The organism is Bombella mellum (genome assembly GCF_014048465.1).
Lineage (GTDB): Bacteria > Pseudomonadota > Alphaproteobacteria > Acetobacterales > Acetobacteraceae > Bombella > Bombella mellum.
On sequence record NZ_PDLY01000004.1, the window covers coordinates 119,600 to 138,012 of the forward strand.

Annotated in this window: 14 protein-coding genes; 10 read left to right on the forward strand and 4 right to left on the reverse strand. The window is 60.7% G+C overall.

Translation table 11 applies throughout. From position 1 onward, the window contains the following. Positions 1-4: 4 nt before the first annotated feature. Entirely contained in the window at positions 5-1,735 is a 1,731-nt protein-coding gene (locus CPA56_RS07065) for a PspA/IM30 family protein (RefSeq protein ID WP_182041307.1), read from the forward strand. Between the two features lie 11 nt (positions 1,736-1,746). Here CPA56_RS07065 and CPA56_RS07070 read toward each other — a convergent pair whose 3' ends face one another. After that, entirely contained in the window at positions 1,747-3,537 is a 1,791-nt protein-coding gene (locus CPA56_RS07070; RefSeq protein ID WP_182041308.1) for a DUF262 domain-containing protein, read from the reverse strand. A 126-nt stretch (positions 3,538-3,663) separates the two neighbouring features. Between CPA56_RS07070 and CPA56_RS07075 the strand changes: the two genes are divergently transcribed. The 6 genes from CPA56_RS07075 (at position 3,664) to CPA56_RS07100 (ending at position 10,400) form a co-directional block, all read left to right on the forward strand. Next, positions 3,664-5,010: a UDP-glucose dehydrogenase family protein gene (locus CPA56_RS07075; protein ID WP_182041309.1), complete on the forward strand. Its 1,347-nt coding sequence runs from the start codon at positions 3,664-3,666 to the stop codon at positions 5,008-5,010. 144 nt (positions 5,011-5,154) lie between these two features. Further along, entirely contained in the window at positions 5,155-6,276 is a 1,122-nt protein-coding gene (locus tag CPA56_RS07080; RefSeq protein WP_182041310.1) for a hypothetical protein, read from the forward strand. 25 nt (positions 6,277-6,301) lie between these two features. Then, positions 6,302-7,087 carry an MlaE family ABC transporter permease gene (locus CPA56_RS07085; protein ID WP_182041311.1) on the forward strand — a complete coding sequence of 262 codons (786 nt, stop codon included), beginning with the start codon at positions 6,302-6,304 and terminating at the stop codon, positions 7,085-7,087. Between the two features lie 32 nt (positions 7,088-7,119). Further along, positions 7,120-7,917: an ABC transporter ATP-binding protein gene (locus CPA56_RS07090; protein ID WP_182041312.1), complete on the forward strand. Its 798-nt coding sequence runs from the start codon at positions 7,120-7,122 to the stop codon at positions 7,915-7,917. Position 7,918: 1 nt separating this feature from the next. Next, positions 7,919-9,325, forward strand: coding sequence for a DNA repair protein RadA (gene radA, locus CPA56_RS07095; protein WP_182041313.1), 1,407 nt, complete (start codon positions 7,919-7,921; stop codon positions 9,323-9,325). An 82-nt stretch (positions 9,326-9,407) separates the two neighbouring features. Beyond that, a complete protein-coding gene (locus CPA56_RS07100) occupies positions 9,408-10,400 on the forward strand; it encodes an MIP/aquaporin family protein (RefSeq protein ID WP_182041314.1) in 993 nt (330 codons plus the stop codon). Positions 10,401-10,425: 25 nt separating this feature from the next. Here the strand turns inward: CPA56_RS07100 and CPA56_RS07105 are convergent, their stop codons facing one another. Then, positions 10,426-11,034, reverse strand: a complete 609-nt coding sequence (locus tag CPA56_RS07105; RefSeq protein ID WP_182041460.1) for an IMPACT family protein — start codon at positions 11,032-11,034, stop codon at positions 10,426-10,428. A 349-nt stretch (positions 11,035-11,383) separates the two neighbouring features. Here CPA56_RS07105 and CPA56_RS07110 point away from each other — a divergent pair, with 349 nt between their 5' ends. From CPA56_RS07110 to CPA56_RS07120, 3 genes are all read left to right on the forward strand, one after another. Next, positions 11,384-13,978: an MMPL family transporter gene (locus CPA56_RS07110; protein ID WP_182041315.1), complete on the forward strand. Its 2,595-nt coding sequence runs from the start codon at positions 11,384-11,386 to the stop codon at positions 13,976-13,978. A 423-nt stretch (positions 13,979-14,401) separates the two neighbouring features. Continuing rightward, positions 14,402-16,135, forward strand: coding sequence for an alginate export family protein (locus CPA56_RS07115; RefSeq protein ID WP_182041316.1), 1,734 nt, complete (start codon positions 14,402-14,404; stop codon positions 16,133-16,135). A gap of 162 nt (positions 16,136-16,297) precedes the next feature. Then, positions 16,298-16,792: a flavin reductase gene (locus tag CPA56_RS07120; protein ID WP_182041317.1), complete on the forward strand. Its 495-nt coding sequence runs from the start codon at positions 16,298-16,300 to the stop codon at positions 16,790-16,792. A 7-nt stretch (positions 16,793-16,799) separates the two neighbouring features. Here the strand turns inward: CPA56_RS07120 and CPA56_RS07125 are convergent, their stop codons facing one another. Both CPA56_RS07125 and CPA56_RS07130 read right to left on the reverse strand, forming a co-directional pair. Further along, positions 16,800-18,089 carry an Nramp family divalent metal transporter gene (locus CPA56_RS07125; RefSeq protein WP_407645666.1) on the reverse strand — a complete coding sequence of 430 codons (1,290 nt, stop codon included), beginning with the start codon at positions 18,087-18,089 and terminating at the stop codon, positions 16,800-16,802. A 56-nt stretch (positions 18,090-18,145) separates the two neighbouring features. Next, entirely contained in the window at positions 18,146-18,394 is a 249-nt protein-coding gene (locus tag CPA56_RS07130; protein WP_182041319.1) for a DUF3297 family protein, read from the reverse strand. Positions 18,395-18,413: the final 19 nt, after the last annotated feature.

The following is an 18,413-nucleotide window of genomic DNA, read 5'->3' on the forward strand; positions in this document are numbered from 1 at the left end:
TTTTATGACAGTAACACTCCTGTCATATATTTCACCTGTCCTTACCTCGTCCGCCCATGCTGCGGGTTCCAGCGATGCCATCGCCATGATGGAAAAACAGATACACGCCATGCAGGCCCAGCTTGACGTGATGAAAAAGAAACAGGCCGCCGAGAATCGACGTGTCCGGGCCGAGCTTGCCCGCCAGCGTGAACTCATCGAGGCCGACCCGTATGCCTCCAGAGCCAGACTGCTCGGCCAGCCTGCCACAGGCCCTTACGGAACCGTCCCGCAGGCACGGAACAGCCATGATGATGTCTTCGGCCTTGGCGACAATGCCATCCTGTCCCCCTCCCGCACGGCCAGCACACCCTATGGTGAGCTGACGGCCATTCCTCCCGCCCATCCGGACCTCTACAGCCCCATGCGGCGGGGACAGCTCCAGATCGGCGGAGTCCGCCTGACACTGGGGGGATACCTGGAGGCCGCAGGCGTCTGGCGGTCCCGCAACAGTGCGGCGGACATTGCCAGTGCCTATAACGGCATCCCTTGGCACAATCAGCCAGCCTCCCACATGAGCGAATTCCACCAGACCGAGCGACAGAGCCGCCTGGCCCTGCTGGCAGAGGGAATGCTGACCAGGAAGCTTGAGGCTGATGCCTATGTCGAGACGGACTTTCAGGGGTCGGGATCATCCTCCAACTCCCGACAGTCCAACTCCTACGTCCCACGGGCCCGTGTGGTTTACGGCGAGCTGAAAGACCGGGATGACGGCTGGTACCTGCTGGGCGGGCAGAGCTGGTCGCTTATCACGCTCTTCAACAAGGGGATGCTGGCCCGTGACGAACAGACCCCCATGGTCATCGAGGCCCAGTATGTCCCCGGCTTCAACTGGACCCGCAATGCGCAGTTCCGTGCCGTCAAGACCTTCGGCAGGGAAGAACGCTACGCCACCGGCCTGTCCATCGAGAATCCCAGTGCCGTTCCGGCCGGCGTGTCACCCTGTTCCAGCACGTCGAACCACTGCATCACGACGGACCGCCTGACCGGCACGAACGTCAACAACCCCTCCACCTACTACACGACCGACCCGGCACCGGACCTCGTCGCCAAGATCGCTGCCGACCCCGGCTGGGGCCATTATGAGGTCACCGGCGTCATGCGCTTTTTCCGGGACCGGACCAGCACGCCGGGTGAAGGGACCAACCACACCCGCATCGCCGGAGGGGGCGGGGGAGGCATGGTCCTGCCCCTCATCGACAGGAAGCTCTACTTCCAGGCGTCAGGCCTCGTGGGTACGGGGCTGGGCCGCTACGGCACCACGAACATGCCGGACTACACCTATGGCCGCAACAATGCCGTCACACCCCTGCCGGAAGCCAACCTCCTGATCGGCCTCTATGGCAACCCCCTGAAAAACCTAAAGCTCTACTCCTATGCCGGGGCAGAAACCGTTCTCAGCCGTCGTGCCTTCGATGAAGGAAGCGGCCATTACGGCTACGGCAACCGGAACTTCGACATGCGGGGCTGCTCCACCGAACTCGCCACGAACTGTGCAGCCTCCGGCAACATCCGCACGGTGGCACAGGCGACCGGTGGCTTCTGGTACACCGCTGCCAAGGGCGATTACGGTACCCTGCTGGTAGGGGGACAGTATTCCCACACCCATGTGCAGGCCTTCTCCGGCATTGGCGGCAAACCCAAAAGCGATGCCGACATGGTCCTGATGTCCTTCCGCTACCAGCCCTTCAACTGAGGAGGTGCCTCTCATTCACCAATCCCCAGCCCTTTTCCATAATCATCAATCGGAACATCCCACACGACACAGGCGAGATCAGCCAACCACTCAGCACGCTGACGAATGGAATCCCTGTTCCATTCGTCAAATGGATGCATATGCAGTACAGCCCGATCAATCGCCGTGTTACCTATATTTGGCCTTTCAGCAATGATTCTTGTCAGAAGATAACGGGATTCAGGATAAATACACCTCTTCTTGGAAAATGGTTTATTTCCCAATGACATGTTGATTGATTTCTCAACCAGAGCCAGATTCCCGATTGATGAAATCAGCCTGGGATCATCGGCCCCGGAACCAAACTCCTTAAATACCTCTCCATCCGAATTTCGAGGTAAAATATGCTCCAGATGAACCTCTCTCGAGTTACAATAATAAGAAAGAGGACTATTTCCCCCATAAGCATTCCTATCAACATACTGCGTCAGTTTTCCAAGGACATAATCAAACTGATATTTAGGAAGTGACCTGTCATCCATTTCCTTGAATGTGATGTGAAACTTGTTTGCATGTTTCCGCTTTTGACTCTGGAATGTTTCCTTCGAAAAAATCCTATAATCTTCCGCAGTTCTTACCTTAGCAAGACGAAGAGACCACCGAGCAAACAAGGCTTCAAACGTCCGAATTTCCTCTTTTACAAGAATACATACGAACAGGAATGACTCAATGTCACGACACAAAGCTGAAAAAATCTCAGACGAGAGATGCCGCCCTGCAAGAAGAAGGACAAGATACTGCCTCGCAGACGTATGTTTTCTATACAAAAAAGATATGTTTTCTAGAATATGGCTTTCATTCCCATAATGATCTTTCTTGTTCAGGAAACCTGCATAAGCTTTCAGGGCTTCCTTCAGACGTTCTGCGAAAGCAACCGGGTTATTCTTTAAACCAATTTTTTCATCATTCTTTATAAGCCATTCGTATAATTCATCCTTTGCAAGCCTAGGCACACCCCATATTGAAAAAATAAAATATCTCAGAAAACGTAATGGCTTCTCATTGATTTTATACAAATCATCTACAATAGATTTCCAACACTCCTTCAGATCTTCAAAATCTCTCTCGTCTGCACTCATGAACAGAAGATTTTTCAAAAGATCCATGGCATTCAAACCAATGCCACGGTCATTAATCGTTTCAAATATCTTTAAAGCCCGCCCAAAACTATCCGTATATATCTTGATCAATTTGACATTCTTTATCAGATATCCAAAAAACTTTTTAATCTCCTCCCGAGAATCTTCCAGATCATCCGATAAAAACTGCCTTACCGTGCTGTAAGCAACAGAAATGTTTTTTATGGATCTCGTTTCAGCCTTTTTTATTGGCTGCCCCTCTATCAGATCATTAAAAACATTTCCTGCATCTTTATACTGTGGCTCAAGGTGCGCTCGAAGACAGTCATTCCCATCCTGGTCCGTATCAACATCAACGATACTCTTTTTAATTCCCTCCAGACTATCTTCACCAAGGCTGGACAGTTTATCTCTGATGGCACAGAGAATAATAAAAAGTGTCGTAACCCTCTGTTGACCATCGATCAGATCATCAGCTCCTTGCCTGGTCTGACTGGGGCAAACAACCACCGATCCAATAAAATATTCAGAACTGCTTCCCTCCTGCTGTTCAGCACGTATGTCCTCAAGGAGCTGCCTCACCTGAATTTTTTCCCAGACATATTCACGCTGATAGCTGGGAACAATATAGAAATCCCGGAACAATTCTTTTACACTTACGTCTCTTGATTCAATCGCTGCCATAAAACCCACTCACACAACATAATTCATAATGAAAAATTAAGAACACAGCTGGTTGGATTTATCAAACCTGAATTTTCTGATCGAGTTCCGTTGATGTACCTGCCCCCCTCACCATCAGGAGACCCCATGCACATCACCATGATTGGCGGCGGTTATGTCGGGCTGGTCTCCGGGGCCTGTCTGGCCGCTTTCGGCACGGACGTAACCATCATCGAGCATGACCCTGCACGACTGGACCGCCTGAAAGCCGGAACCATGCCCATCTATGAACCCGGACTTGAGGAGCTGGTCACCAAACAGCGGCAGGCGGGACGACTGGCCTTTTCTGACGATCTGACCGCCGCCCTCCGGAAGAGCAAGGCCGTCTTCATCGCCGTGGGAACACCTACCCGCCGGGGCAGCGGTCATGCAGACCTGAGTTACGTGCATGCCGCCGCACGGGCCATCGCCACCCATGCTCCGGACGGCCTGCTGATCGTCACGAAATCCACCGTACCAGTCGGGACGGGCAGGCAGGTCGCCAGCATAGTACGTGAGGCAAGACCAGAACTGACCCTCCACATCGCCTCCAATCCCGAATTCCTGCGAGAAGGCCATGCCATCATGGACTTCATGAAGCCGGACCGTGTCGTCATCGGGCTGGAGGACTGGCCGGATGCCCCCTCCACCGCCCGCACCCTGCTGGAAGACCTCTACGCTCCCCTGAACCGCCCGGAGAGCCGCCTGCTCTTCATGGGGCTGGAAAGTGCGGAACTGACCAAATATGCCGCCAATGCCTTTCTGGCCATGAAGGTCACCTTTGCCAACGAGATGGCCGATCTCTGCGAGGCCACGGGCGGGCAGATCACTGACGTGACCCGGGGCATGGGTCTGGACCCCCGCATCGGTCCTCACTTTCTCACACCGGGGCCGGGCTATGGCGGTTCCTGTTTCCCCAAGGACACGCAGGCCCTGGCGACCTCCGCCCGTCAGGCCGGCACGCCCACCCAGCTCGTCGAGACCACCATCGCCGCCAACGAAGCCCGCAAACGCCGCCTTGCCGAGCGCATCCTCGCCCTTGCCGGGGATGACATCACGAGCTGCACCATCGCCGTGCTGGGCCTGACCTTCAAGGCCCATACGGACGACATGCGGCAGGCTCCCTCCCTGACCATCCTGCCCCTGCTGCATGAGGCCGGAGCCACCCTGCGCGTCCACGACCCTCAGGGCATGGACACGGCCCGTACCCTGCTGCCGGACGGCATCATCTATGCGGAAACCCCCCTCCAGGCGGCGGAGGGAGCGGACATGCTGCTGGTCCTGACGGAATGGCCCTCCTTCGCCGCCCTGACCCCGGCACATCTGGCCTCCCACATGCGGGGAAGGCTCATTCTGGACTGCCGCCAGATATGGCAGAAAGAAGACTGGCAGGACGCAGGCTTCGACTATCACTGCCTGGGCATGGGCCGGACACGGCCACATCCCTGCCCATAAAGCGGGCTATCTTCATGCCGTCAGGCTGCCTATAATAGTAGCAAGAACATGAAGAGAGTGACAGGCAGACGGCCCCTGTCCTATGTCCATCCTGTAGGCGGCATATCCCTGCCATCTCTTGTATTCGGGAGTCCCTGTGTGAGCATGCGTATCGTCCGGACCTGTCTTTCCCTGTTCCTGAGGCCCGAACTCCGCCTTGGGGCCATGCTTGGAAGCACCCTGATGGCGGGCAGCGCTCTGGCCGCCGAATCCCATGCCCTCCTCCGTGCGGATGAACTGGACCTCAGCGTCCCCTGTGCGCAGGTCCAGATAAAGGCGGATGCGAGCCTGAAGGACAGTCTGGTCGTGGAGGAGACTTACGGCCTCACCCCCGACATCCAGACCACCCGTGACGGTACGGAGAGCCACATCCGCCTCGCCCTCCACAACTGCCCCAAGGGGGGACGGCTGACCATCCGCCTCTCCAGCGACACGGCCCTGACCCTGCATGACAGCCCGCAGGCCCACATCACCATCAGCGGCACACTCACCACGCTGGAGAGCAATCTGGACGATGCCTCCCTTCAGGTGGACCGTGTGGAATCTCTGGACATGTCCATCTCCGGCACGACACAGGCCCACATCCGCCAGCTGAACCGGGCGGCGCAGCTCAATGCCACGGGAGCGGCCCGGCTGGACGTGGATACGGCCCTCCTTTCCGCCTTCTCCGCCCAGATGTCCGACAACAGCCAGCTTTCCATCTCCGAGGGGCAGATCGACAGCCTGACGCTGAACGTGTCCCATCAGGCCGAGGCCTCCGTCATGGCCACCATCAACAATGCCAACATCACCACCAATGACGGAGCAGGCGTCACACTCAGCAAGGTGACGGGAACCATGCAGGATGGCGGGACCAGGCACATCACCCATGCCGCTCCGCCGGAAGCCAGCCCTGCGAAACCGGTCACACAGGCACCCGCCCAGACTCCCCAGCCGGATGGTCAGGCCCAGGGACTGAGCAACCCTGTCGTGCCACACGTCCCCAAACAGGCTTCCACCCCCGCCCCGACGGCAGACAGGCCGGTTTCCACGGGACAGGCCCAGACCACCGCCCACAGGACGGCACAACCCGCAGCCCCGGCAGCATCCAACCCCGTGCCCCAAGTCCCCCAGCAGGCCCAGCCGTCGGCCACCAGCCCGGCACAGCCTTCCGTGACACCACCGGCCCGGACGGTCCCGCCGCAGGTGACCACACCGGCCTCACCACAGGGCGCAGCGTCGCAATGACCGTCAGAGAACAAAGGCAGATCGTGTGAGAGCTTTAACCCTTCCCTTCATTCTTCTGGGCCGTGGCGTACTGGGGGGCCTCCGTCATGCAGGTGCCCTCAGCCTGTTTGCCCTGCGGGGACTGGCCGGGGTTCTGCGTCTGCCCTTCCACGGTCAGATCATCCTCTCCTGCCTGCTGGAGATCGGTTTCCTCTCCCTGCCGGTCGTGGCCCTGACGGCCATCTTCTCCGGTGCCGTCATTGCCCTGCAATCCTACACCGGCTTCAGCCATTACCATGCACAGAACGCCATCGGCGGCATCGTGGTCATGTCCATCACGAAAGAGCTGGGCCCCGTGCTGGCTGGCCTGATGGTGGCAGGACGCATCGGGGCGGCCATCGCCGCACAGATCGGAGCCATGAGAGTGACGGACCAGATTGACGCCCTCAGCACGCTGGCGACCGATCCCGTCAAGTATCTTGTCACCCCCCGCCTCATCGCCGGCATCCTTGCCCTGCCCTTCCTCGTGCTGGTCGCCGACATACTGGGTGTGGCCGGGGGCTTCATCGTGGCGGTGGGCAAGCTGGGATTCAGCCCAGCCCTCTACATGCACACGACCTTCGCCTCCCTGCACAGTCACGACGTGCTAGTCGGGCTGCTCAAGGCGGCTGTCTTCGGCTTCCTCATCACCCTTCTGGGCTGCTACGAAGGCTATCACAGCCGGGGCGGGGCGGAAGGCGTGGGCCGGGCCGCCACGGCCACCGTCGTGGCCTCCTCCATCCTGATCCTTGCCTTCGACTACCTGCTGACCGACCTTTTCTTCACCGCATGACGACATCTTCACCCATTGCCCGGCAGGATACGATGACTGACCAGCCCCGCCTCCGCATCCGTGGACTGAAAAAATCCTTCGGGGACCGGACGGTCCTGAACGGCATCGATCTGGACGTGCCCGCCGGAAAATCCACCGTCATCATCGGAGGATCAGGCAACGGGAAATCGCTGCTCCTGCGCTGCATCCTCGGGCTGATCGAACCGGACGAGGGTATCATCGAGATTGATGGCGAAAATATCCTGCGGGCCTCCCGCAGACGGCGTGAAGCCCTGCTGGGGCGGATCGGGATGCTGTTCCAGAACGCCGCCCTGTTCGACAGCATGAGCGTGCTGGACAACATCCTGTTCGGCCTCCAGGCCAAGGGCAGCGGCGGCAGCAGGAAGGAGCAGGAACAGGAAGCCCTGAACCTTCTCTCCCGTGTCGGGCTGGGAGCGCATGTGGCCCCCCTCAACCCGGCAGAACTCTCCGGCGGAATGCAGAAGCGTGTCGGTCTGGCCCGTGCCCTGGCCGGACGCCCGGACATCCTCTTCTTCGATGAACCCACCACCGGGCTGGACCCCATCATGTCCGCCGTGATTGACGGTCTCATCAGCAGCTGTGTCACCCGGCTTGGGTCCACGGCCCTGACCATCACCCATGACATGACCTCCGCCACCCGCATCGGTGACCATGCCGCCATGCTCTATGGGGGAAAGATCATCTGGCAGGGGCCTGCCAGTACGCTGATGGACAGCGGCAACCCGATCGTGGACCAGTTCACCCACGGGCGGCGGGAAGGCCCCATCCCCACCAGCAGCATGACGGCCAGCTCCTCGACGGGGAACTGACATGGCAAAAAAACCTGCCAGCCTGTTCGTCTGTCAGAACTGTCAGGCCCAGTATCCCAAATGGACGGGCCGCTGCGAGCAGTGCGGTGAATGGAACAGTCTGGAAGAAGAAACCAGAACCGCCACCCCCAGCAAGGCAGTCTCCGGCAGGAAGGGAGCCGGGCTGAAGACCACACGGCTGGACGGCAGGGCCACGCCTCCCGCCCGGCTGGACACGAACATGGCGGAGCTGAACCGGGTGCTGGGCAGCGGGCTTGTCCCCGGCTCGGTCGTGCTGGTGGGAGGAGACCCCGGCATCGGCAAGTCCACCCTCATGCTCCAGATGACCTGCGCCCTCGCCAGGGCCGGGCACAATGTCCTCTACGTCTCCGGGGAAGAGGCCATCGACCAGATCCGCCTGCGTGCCCAGCGGCTGGAACTGGACAGGGACCCCAAGGCACTGGACCAGCTGGAACTGGCCGCCTCCATCAATGTCAACGACATCACCACGACGCTGGAAGAGCGGCGGACCCTGCAGGTCGTGGTCATCGACTCCATCCAGACCATGTGGCTGGAGGGCGTGGCCAGCGCACCGGGTTCGGTCTCCCAGGTACGCAGCTGCGCCTTCGAGCTGATCCGCCTAGCCAAGACGCTGGGTTTCGTCCTCATCCTCATCGGCCATGTCACCAAGGAAGGGGCACTGGCTGGCCCCCGGGTGCTGGAACACATGGTCGATGCCGTGCTGTATTTCGAGGGCGACCGAGGCCATCAGTTCCGCATCCTCCGGGCGGCCAAGAACCGTTTCGGGGCCACGGATGAGATCGGCGTCTTCGCCATGACCGATACCGGCCTGCGGGAAGTGCCCAATCCGTCCGCCCTGTTTCTCGCCGAGCGGCACGGCAACATTGCGGGTTCCGCCGTCTTTGCCGGGCTGGAGGGGACGCGCCCCATCCTGCTGGAAGTGCAGGTCCTGCTCTCCGCCAAAAGTGGTGACGGCGCAGCCCGCCGTGCCGTCCTAGGCTGGGACAGCTCCCGGCTGAGCATGGTGCTGGCCGTGCTGGAGGCCCGCTGCGGCCTGAAACTGGGCAGCATGGACGTCCACCTCAACGTCACGGGGGGGCTGAAGGTCACCGAACCGGCAGCCGACCTTGCCGTGGCGGCAGCCCTGATCTCGGCCGCCACGGGCCAGCCCACGGCCCCCGATGAAGCCTATTTTGGAGAAATCGGTCTTTCCGGGGAGATCCGGCAGGTCAGCCAGACGGGCATCAGGCTGAAGGAGATCGCCAAGCTGGGCTTCCGGCAGGCGGTCATTCCCCGCCATGTCGGCACGGCCAACGCCCGCCCCAAGGCCCCGCAGTCCCTCACCGTTGCCGAAACCGGCCATCTCAGCGATCTTGTCCGGCGGTTCTCCCCGGCCGGAAAGGATTAAATTCGTCACGCCCTCTTGACCGGCCCATTATCGTTTCTGAAACATGGGAGCATCCACTTTTTTCCGAAAAAGCACGCCCCCTATGACTGACTCACCCTCCCAGCCGCAGCCAGGTCATAAGAAACACTATACGGCCCGGCATGTACGGTTCCCCCACATCCGCCTGCCCCACATCCGTTTTTCCCACAAGGAGCTGGTGGACCGTCCTCTGGCCGGACACCCCCATCCCGACCGCCCGTTCCACTGGAAGCTGTACGGCACCGAGGCCATCGCCACCGCCATCATGCTGACCATCGGCATCAGCGTGACCACCATTCTGGTGGCCAACGGCTCCCCCATTGCCGCCATCCTGGCCCCCCATCCCGTCATCCGCTCCATACTGGTAGGGCTTTTCTTCGGGCTGGCCGGAACCATCGCCACCCTGTCTCCTTTCGGCAAGGTCAGCGGGGCACACCTCAACCCGTCCGTGACGCTCGCCTTCTTCCTCACGAAAAAGATCCGCTGGCTGGATGCTCTGGGCTATGTGCTGGCCCAGCTGGTCGGAGCATTTTCCGGCACCCTCATCGCCAGCGTGGGGCTGAGCCTCCTGCTCCCCTTCTGGCACCCGATGGTCAGCGAGATCGACTATGCCGGGACATTCCCGTCACACAGCTACAGCCTTGCCCTTGATGCCCTGATGGAAGCCGTCGCCACAGCCGGCATGATCCTCATCATCTATTTCACGGCCTCACGCCCGAAACTCCAGCACCTGACCACATGGGTCTGTGCCTTCTATTTCGCCATCACGAACCCGCTGATCTCGGGATTCTCCGGGAACAGCACGAACTTCATGCGGACCCTGGCTCCCGACACGCTGGCGCACAACCTGCATGGCGTGTGGATCTATCTGGTCGGTCCGTTCCTCGGCTCGGCCCTCGCCCTCCAGCTGGCCCGCCTCCTGTTCTCCATGCACGGACTGAAAGAGGCACGCATCGTCAATTTCGGCCATCATGGCCGGGTGCCCCGCTACACCGCCCCGGAGGCTGCCGGTCCTTCACCAGAGGAACTGAAACAGCAGGAAACAGGGAAACACTGAGCAGACAGAGGGAGCTGTGCCCCTCTCACCCCTGCTGCCCGTCAAGAACACGGATGGGTTCCTGGCCCCGGGTCAGGTCCCGCAGCCAGTTCTCCACGGCCGTGCGTTCCCGCACGGGCACGGCCAGTTCCATCATGGCCCCCTCGGCCCCGAAATCACAGCGTCGCACCTCCACGTTCCAGCCGGGCAGCTTGGCCTCCACCTCCGCATAAACGGGAAAGGGACAGTGGAAACCGAGGCGCACCCGTTCCACCAGCTCGATCCGGGCGGCCTCCCGCAGGCAGGCCGCCGCCGCTCCGCCATAGGCCCGCACCAGACCACCCGCCCCCAGCTTGATCCCCCCGAACCAGCGGATCACGACCACCATCACCCCGTCAAAATCCTGCCCTTCTATGGCCGACAGGATCGGGCGGCCCGCCGTACCGGATGGCTCTCCATCATCACTGACACGATACCGCCCCCCGACACGGAAGGCCCAGCAGTTGTGGGTGGCATCCGGCACGGCCACCTCTGCCAGAAAGGCCATCGCTCCGGCCTCGTCGTCCACCGGAGCCGCCAGGGTACGGAACACACTGTGGCGGATGATACTTTCATGCTCGGCAATGCCGTCCAATGTCCAGGTCATGAAAGCCATTCTGCCGCAGAAAGCTCCGGCTGTCAGCCAGAAAGCCCCTCCACCGCCCCATGACCCGACACCATGATCTGGCGACCTTTCTGCCACAAGGGTCACATTTTCCCTTCCGGAAACCATGCAGGGGATAGAAAAAAGCCATCCGTCAGGCTAGTAATTCCTGATCGTGTGGCGGTCCCCGGGATCGTGTCCCCGGCCCGGACAGCCAGCAACGTCACATCGCCCCCGACATGTCCATCCTCTCCTGACAGGATGTGCCGGGAGTGCTCCGGTCCGGCTGAGGGGCCGTCTGGCCCCGGCCTCTCTACTGTGTGCAGAGCCTGCCAAGGTCACAAAGGGGACAGATTTTTCCATGCTTTCCACCCTGACAAGCCGTCTCAACGCTTTCTGTAGCCGTCACGTTGCCCTTGTCCTGTCCCTCTTCATCCTGCTCTGTGCAGGCTCGGCCTGGCTGAGCCTCACCCGGCTGGGCATCACGACGGAGACGGACAGGCTCTTCGCCGACACGCTGCCGTGGAAACAGAAAAACCGTCAGATAGAGCATCTCTTCCCCGGTGAGAAAAACACGCTCGTTGCCATCATCAGTGCCGCCACGCCGGAGGAGGGCCGGGAGACGGCCAACGCCCTCACCACCATCCTCTCGAAGGACACGGCCCATTTTGACCGGGTGGACCAGCCGGACGCCAATCCCTTCTACACCCGAAACGCCTTCCTCTTCATCGACACGAAGCAGCTTGAACCCCTGCTTGATTCCACGATCTCCGCCCAGCCTTTCCTCGGCACGCTGGCCGCAGACCCCTCGGCCCGTGGGCTGTTCGGCACGTTCGGCCTCATGGCAAAGGCCATACGCAGCAGCCAGCCCATCCCCGCCAGTTTCAACACCGCCCTTGATGGCCTGACCCAGACCCTGAACGACGGTCTTGCAGGTCACGCCACCCCCCTTTCATGGGAGAGACTGCTGTCCGGTGGGCTGAGCGACCTCGGCGGGCATTACCGGTTCGTCGTCACGCACCCCAGGCCTGACTTCACCTCGTTCGAACCCTCGGAAGCCGCCACGCAGGCCATGCGCTCCGCTCTGGACAGCCTGCCCACCGTGAAGGCGGGCCGTGCCCACGCCCTCATCACCGGGGAAGCCAAGCTGAGCGACGAGGAGTTCTCCACCGTCGCCCAAGGCATGATCATCGGGCTGTTCATCTCCTTCGCCCTCGTCACGCTCTGGCTGCTTCTGGCCGCCCGCTCGCTGCGTGTGGTCATCCCCATCCTGCTCACGCTCATCATCGGGCTTCTGCTGACGACAGGCTTCGCCACCCTGGCCGTGGGCACCCTCAACATGATCTCCGTGGCCTTTGCCATCCTGTTCGTCGGCATTGCCGTGGATTTTGCCATCCAGTTCGGCGTGCGTTTCCGCTGCCAGAAGGATGAGGCTGGCGTGCCCCTTTCCCCCCTGGAAGCACTGGACCTCACAGGCCGGGAAAGCGGAGGGCAGATATTCGTCGCCTCCCTCGCCACGGCGGCGGGCTTCCTCGCCTTCACCCCCACCAACTTCGTTGGCGTGGCCCAGCTGGGGCTGATTGCCGGTGGTGGAATGCTGATCGCCTTCGTCTGCACGCTGACCCTCCTGCCCGCCCTGCTACGCCTCTTCCGGGCCACGCCGGGTGACAGCATCCAGGGCTTTGCCATGCTCCGGCCGGTCGATCATGCCCTGCGCCGTTTCCGTCTGCCCGTACTAGCCATCTTCACCGTCCTTGGCATCATCGGTGCCTGCCTGACCCCGTCACTCCTCTTTGATGCCGACCCCCTGCACACCAAGAACCCGAACACGGAAGGCATGAAGGCCCTGAGCCTTCTTGAGGAGAACCCCCTCACCACCCCCTACAACGCACAGGTCCTCGTCCCCGACACCGCCACGGCGACCCGACTGGCCGCAGCCTTCAGCAGGCTGGACAGCGTGCATGACGTCCTCTGGCTCGGTGCCCTCGTACCGGACGACCAGCCCACGAAAATCCAGATGATTCAGGAGGCGGCCGACATCCTGCTGCCGACCCTGTCCGTCGCCCATCCGGCCCCGGCTCCCTCGGCGGCGGACCTTCGGGCTGCCGCCCTCAGGGCCTCCCACGAATTTGACGGGCTGGATAACAGGCTCTCCCCGGCCCTCCGGTCGCTGCATGAGGCCCTGACACGTCTCTCCTCCGCACCGGATGCCACCCTGCTGGCCACGAACGAAGCCCTGACACGCTTCCTGCCCAGCGAACTCTCCCAGCTGAAAAGCCTTCTCTCACCCTCCTCACCCATCACGCTGGACAACATCCCGGCCGACATCCGGAGCGACTACATTTCTCCCTCCAATGGAGCCTACCGTCTCATCATCCACCCCAAGGGGCGGATGTCCGAAAACAGGACCCTGCACCATTTCGTTGGCGAACTGAAAAGCGTGACACCGGACATCTGCGGCCCTGCGCTGGAAATCATCGCCAGTGCCCAGACCATCACACATGCCTTCATCACGGCGGCCCTCTGCGCCATCGTGGCCATTGCGCTGATCCTGCTCATCACGCTGCGCCGCCTGCTGGACACGCTGCTCGTCCTGCTGCCGCTGCTGCTCTCCTCGCTGCTGACGGTCATCCTGATCATCACGGTGCCGGAACAGCTCAATTACGCCAACATCATTGCCCTGCCTCTGCTGCTGGGAGTTGGCGTGTCCTTCAACATCTATTTCGTCATGAACTGGCGGGCGGGCAGCCGGGAGCAGCTCTCATCCCCCACGGCCCGGGCCGTCCTGTTCTCCGCCCTGACAACCGGCTCAGCCTTCGGCTCACTGGCGGCCTCTGCCCACCCGGGAACAGCCAGCATGGGACGGCTTCTCCTGCTCTCCCTGGGCTGCACGCTGATCTGTTCCCTGCTGTTCATCCCGGCCCTCCTGCCCCGCAGGAAGGGGGAGGAACTCTGACCTGCAGAGGTGGTTCCCTGACGCCGAATCACGTCCGCCTCTCCGTCTTAAGGGCAGAGAGGCGGGTCGGTTCCTCCCGGCTCACCCTTCCGTGATGGAAGTCAAGTACCTTCGATATCAAAATCACAGAGAAAAGGAATACCTATAAACTTCCCTGTAGCGAAAATTTCCCCTGACCCTGATTTTTTCTCCTGCCACCTCACTCCAGGAACATATTCAACTTTCTGATTTATAATGATTTCTTCTCTGAAAGACCGTTTCTTCCCCGTGCCGGATTTTACCCTGTGATAGGTTTTTCATGTCATGATAAAAAGTTTATTTTATAAGCATCTTTTGCACATTCTTGCCTTAAATCAATGTTGAGGGCCATTTTTTCCCGTCTTCTCAGCTCACCATTTCACAAACGGGCTGTGACAGACGACCATGAAACACTCCCTCTTCTCCCGTGCCACCCTGTGTACCACCCTTCTCACGACAGGGTTTGGCCTTTCCCTCTCCTCCGCCCATGCGGCACCCTCTGCCGGGACAGTGTCCACGCTCGACACGACACAGCAGCGCAGCATTCTGGACCGCATCATGCACACGGCTCCCGGTGGCTGCCCCAAGGATGACGGAAAAGACACTTCCAACCCTTACGGTGTCTGGGCACGGAGCGATGGCAGCGAGACAGGCTTCGGTCCGGTCTCCCAGTATGGCACACCCGCCGGAATGGACAGCATCAGTACCCCCGGGAAAGGTGTCTGCGACAGGGGCGATCCTTTCGATTCCTACAAACACATGAAGCTGAATGACAGCGGGTCCATCTGGCTCAGCCTTGCCGGAGAGACACGCCTCAACAACTGGTATGACAGACGCCCCGTTTTCGGTGCGGCCATAGACCCCACCACCTCCATGAAGGCCCGGCCCTTCAATTCAGGCCGCTTCGCCGTCCGCAACCTCTGGAGTGCCGACCTGCATCTCGGCCAGCACGTGCGCTTCTTCGGCCAACTCATCAATGCCGATGCTGGCGGGTGGCGTGGCTACAGCTATGACGGTACGTTCCGCAAGAATCTGGACCTCCAGCAGGCTTTCGTGGAACTCAGCGGCAATGCTGCAGGAGGACATGGTGGCTTCATTTTCGGTCGCCAGCAGTTCCTGGATGCCCCGGATTACATGATCGGCAACCGTGACGTGCTGAACGTTCCGCTCAGCTGGGATGGTTTCCGCATCTATGAACACTGGAACCGGGTCCGTTTCGACGGCTTCTACTTCATCAACACCAAGAACAACCACACAGACAGCTTCCGTGGTGGCAATTCCCTCTTCCACGACACGCTGGATTACAAGACACGGCTGTACGGGGCCAATGTCACCATCGCTCCGCCTGATTTCCACTTTCTCGGCGAGAAGGGATATTCCTTCATCAACCTGTTCTATTACGGTTATGAAATAAATGGCGGTCCTGCCCAGCAGACCGTGATGTACAACGCCTCCGCCCTCGGCCACACGAAACGCAACAATTTCGGCCTGCGCTGGCACGGGGAGGCTGGTCCCATCAGCTTCTCTTTCGGCGGGGCCTACCAGCAGGGCACGTTCTACCAGTCCTACAACAAGGCCAACCATTATGACCGCATGAACCGCAACGTGAATGCCTGGTCCATGAACGGCACGGTGGATTATCACTTCCGCCATGTCATGTGGCACCCGACCATTGGCGTGCAGGGGGACGCCTATTCCGGCGGTGGTGCCCGTGGAACGACCGGCAGCGTGAACACCTACATCGAGCCATTCGGTGTGAACACCAACTACCTGGACCCGACCAACTACCTGACCGGCCAGAACCTGATCGACTTCGCCCCCAAGGCCAGCTTCTCACCCACCAGCTACCTGACCTTCCAGCTGAAGCTGCCCATCTACTGGCGTTACAGCGCAGGGGACGACACCTACTCCATCTATGGCCGCAACATCTTCCAGCGGCAGTTCACCTCCGGCATGTTCAACTCCTACAATCATGATTCCTTTGTCGGCATTGCCCCGCAGATGGCTGCCAGCCTGCGTCTCGGCCCGCATCTGACATGGGATCACCACGTCGTCCGCTTCCTCACCTCCCATGCCATGCATCAGGTGGGTGCCCGTGACGCAACCTACTATCAGTCCTCCCTGACACTGACCTACTGAGGACCGGAACCACACTCCGCTTTCTGGGTCGCTCCTGCGTGATGTCACGCAGGAGCGGTCTGCGTTCCGGCCTCTCGGGAATGGCATTTGCATCCATGCCACAATGAGTCCATTATCCGTCCCCCATTAGTCCTGTTTGATCATTGCCAGAAGGTCCCTGTCATGCAGTCTGTCTTCCGCAACGCCATGAGCCGCCTTGGCTCCCCTGTCGTTCTTGTCACGACGGACGGACCGGCGGGGCGTCAGGGACTGACCGTCTCCGCCATCACCAGCGTGACGGACACGCCACCCACCGTGCTGGTCTGCCTGAACCGCAGCAACCAGTCCCATGAGGCTTTTCTGAAGAATGGCCAGCTGGGAATCAGCATTCTTGGCAAAGGCCATGAAAGCCTTGCCTTCGCCTTTGCCAACAGTGCTCTTGGTCCGGCAGACCGCTTCTCTCACGGCTCATGGCAGGCAGGCCCCCTTGGCTCACCCCTGCTGGATGACGCCCTCGCCACGCTTGACTGCACGATAGAGAACACGCACGGCATCGGGACACATGACGTGCTGATCTGCCGTGTCCACAGCATCACGGTCAACGATGCGGCCGGTCATGGCCTGACATGGTTCGACCGCAGCTTCCATTATCTGCCCCCAAAATGCACGCCCTGCTGAGGGCGGCTCAGAACAGGGCATCCCCCAGCAGCTTGACGTTCAGCCCGACGATCACCAGCACGACCAGCCAAGACAGAACGGCCAGCACGGGAGACAGGCAAAAACGTCCCATGTGCTTCCGGCTGGACACGAACCAGACCAGCGGGATCATGGCGAAAGGCAGCTGCATGGACAGCACGACCTGACTGAACACCAGCAGGTCACCCACCTTGCCCTGCCCGAAAATGGCGATCACGACGATGACGGGCAGGACGGCCAGCCCCCGGGTCAGCAGACGCCGTGCCCAGTAGGGCAGACGAAGGTGCAGGAATCCTTCCATGACGATCTGCCCAGCCAGCGTCCCCGTCACGGTGGAGTTGGTGCCCGCAGCGAGCAGGGCCACGGCAAACAGCGTGGAAGCCAGCCCGAACCCCAGCACGGGGGACAGGAGCTTCCACGCATCACTGATCTCCGCCACGTCCTGATGCCCCGTGCCATGAAACGCCGCCGCCGCCACGATCAGGATGGCCGCATTGATGAACAGGGCCAGCGTCAGGGCAAGCGTGCTGTCCCATGTGGCCCAGCGCAGCGCATCCTTCCGGCCTTCATCCGTACGGGAATAGGTACGGCTCTTGACCAGTGAGGAATGCAGATAGAGATTGTGGGGCATGACCGTCGCCCCGATGATGCCTATGGCCACATAGAGCATCCCCGGATTGGTGAAGACCACCGGCGAGGGCAGGAACCCCTTCAGTACCGCTCCGACTGGCGGGGCTGCCGCCACGAGCTGCACGCCAAAGCAGACGGCAATGATGCCCAGCAGGGTTATGACGAAGGCTTCCAGTGCCCGCATTCCCCGCCGCATGAGCAGCAGCACGATGAACACGTCCAGCACGGAGATCAGCGTTCCGGCCATGATGGAAATGCCGAACAGCAGATTCAGGGCCACGGCCGTGCCAATGACCTCCGCCAGATCACAGGCGATGATGGCGAGTTCACAGGTCAGCCAGAGCGGCAGGCTCAGCCCCCGGGGCAGCCAGTCCCGGCAGGCCTGGGCAAGGTCCCTGCCCGTGACGATCCCCAGCCGGGCGGCGAGAGCCTGAAGCAGGACGGCCATGATGTTGGCCAGCAGAATGACGAACAGAAGCCGGTAGCCGAACTGGGCCCCACCCTGAAGGTCGGTCGCCCAGTTGCCGGGGTCCATGTACCCCACGGCCACCATGTAGCCCGGCCCCACGAACGCCAGAAACCGGCGGAACCAGAAGCTCGCCCGTTCCGGCACCGTGACGGCACCGTGCCCGGCATCCCCCACAGGCATGGCAGCATCAGCCTCTTTCACGGTTCCGCCCCTCCCGTCATCCATGCCTGCCTGGATCAGGCGTCGGCCTTGTCCTTGAACCACACCTCGACCGGACCGCTGAGCTTCAGCGTCATGGGACGGCCACGACGGTCCAGCGTCCGCCCGACGGACACGCGTATCCAGCCTTCGCTGATGCAGTATTCCTCGACATTGGTCTTCTCTTCACCCTTGAAGCGCACGCCAATGCCACGGCTCAGTATTTCCTCATTGAAATACGGGCTGTCCGGGTAGACCGAGAGACGATCAGGAACCGTATCACTCATCCGTCAATTCATCCTTCTG

Excerpts from the sequence above, each read along its gene's own strand:
- CPA56_RS07065 (WP_182041307.1), top strand. The coding sequence starts at position 5 with ATGACAGTAACACTCCTGTCATATATTTCACCTGTCCTTACCTCGTCC.
- CPA56_RS07070 (WP_182041308.1), bottom strand. The coding sequence starts at position 3,537 with ATGGCAGCGATTGAATCAAGAGACGTAAGTGTAAAAGAATTGTTCCGG.
- CPA56_RS07075 (WP_182041309.1), top strand. The coding sequence starts at position 3,664 with ATGCACATCACCATGATTGGCGGCGGTTATGTCGGGCTGGTCTCCGGG.
- CPA56_RS07080 (WP_182041310.1), top strand. The coding sequence starts at position 5,155 with ATGCGTATCGTCCGGACCTGTCTTTCCCTGTTCCTGAGGCCCGAACTC.
- CPA56_RS07090 (WP_182041312.1), top strand. The coding sequence starts at position 7,120 with ATGACTGACCAGCCCCGCCTCCGCATCCGTGGACTGAAAAAATCCTTC.
- radA (WP_182041313.1), top strand. The coding sequence starts at position 7,919 with ATGGCAAAAAAACCTGCCAGCCTGTTCGTCTGTCAGAACTGTCAGGCC.
- CPA56_RS07100 (WP_182041314.1), top strand. The coding sequence starts at position 9,408 with ATGACTGACTCACCCTCCCAGCCGCAGCCAGGTCATAAGAAACACTAT.
- CPA56_RS07105 (WP_182041460.1), bottom strand. The coding sequence starts at position 11,034 with ATGGCTTTCATGACCTGGACATTGGACGGCATTGCCGAGCATGAAAGT.
- CPA56_RS07110 (WP_182041315.1), top strand. The coding sequence starts at position 11,384 with ATGCTTTCCACCCTGACAAGCCGTCTCAACGCTTTCTGTAGCCGTCAC.
- CPA56_RS07115 (WP_182041316.1), top strand. The coding sequence starts at position 14,402 with ATGAAACACTCCCTCTTCTCCCGTGCCACCCTGTGTACCACCCTTCTC.
- CPA56_RS07120 (WP_182041317.1), top strand. The coding sequence starts at position 16,298 with ATGCAGTCTGTCTTCCGCAACGCCATGAGCCGCCTTGGCTCCCCTGTC.
- CPA56_RS07125 (WP_407645666.1), bottom strand. The coding sequence starts at position 18,089 with ATGCCTGTGGGGGATGCCGGGCACGGTGCCGTCACGGTGCCGGAACGG.
- CPA56_RS07130 (WP_182041319.1), bottom strand. The coding sequence starts at position 18,394 with ATGAGTGATACGGTTCCTGATCGTCTCTCGGTCTACCCGGACAGCCCG.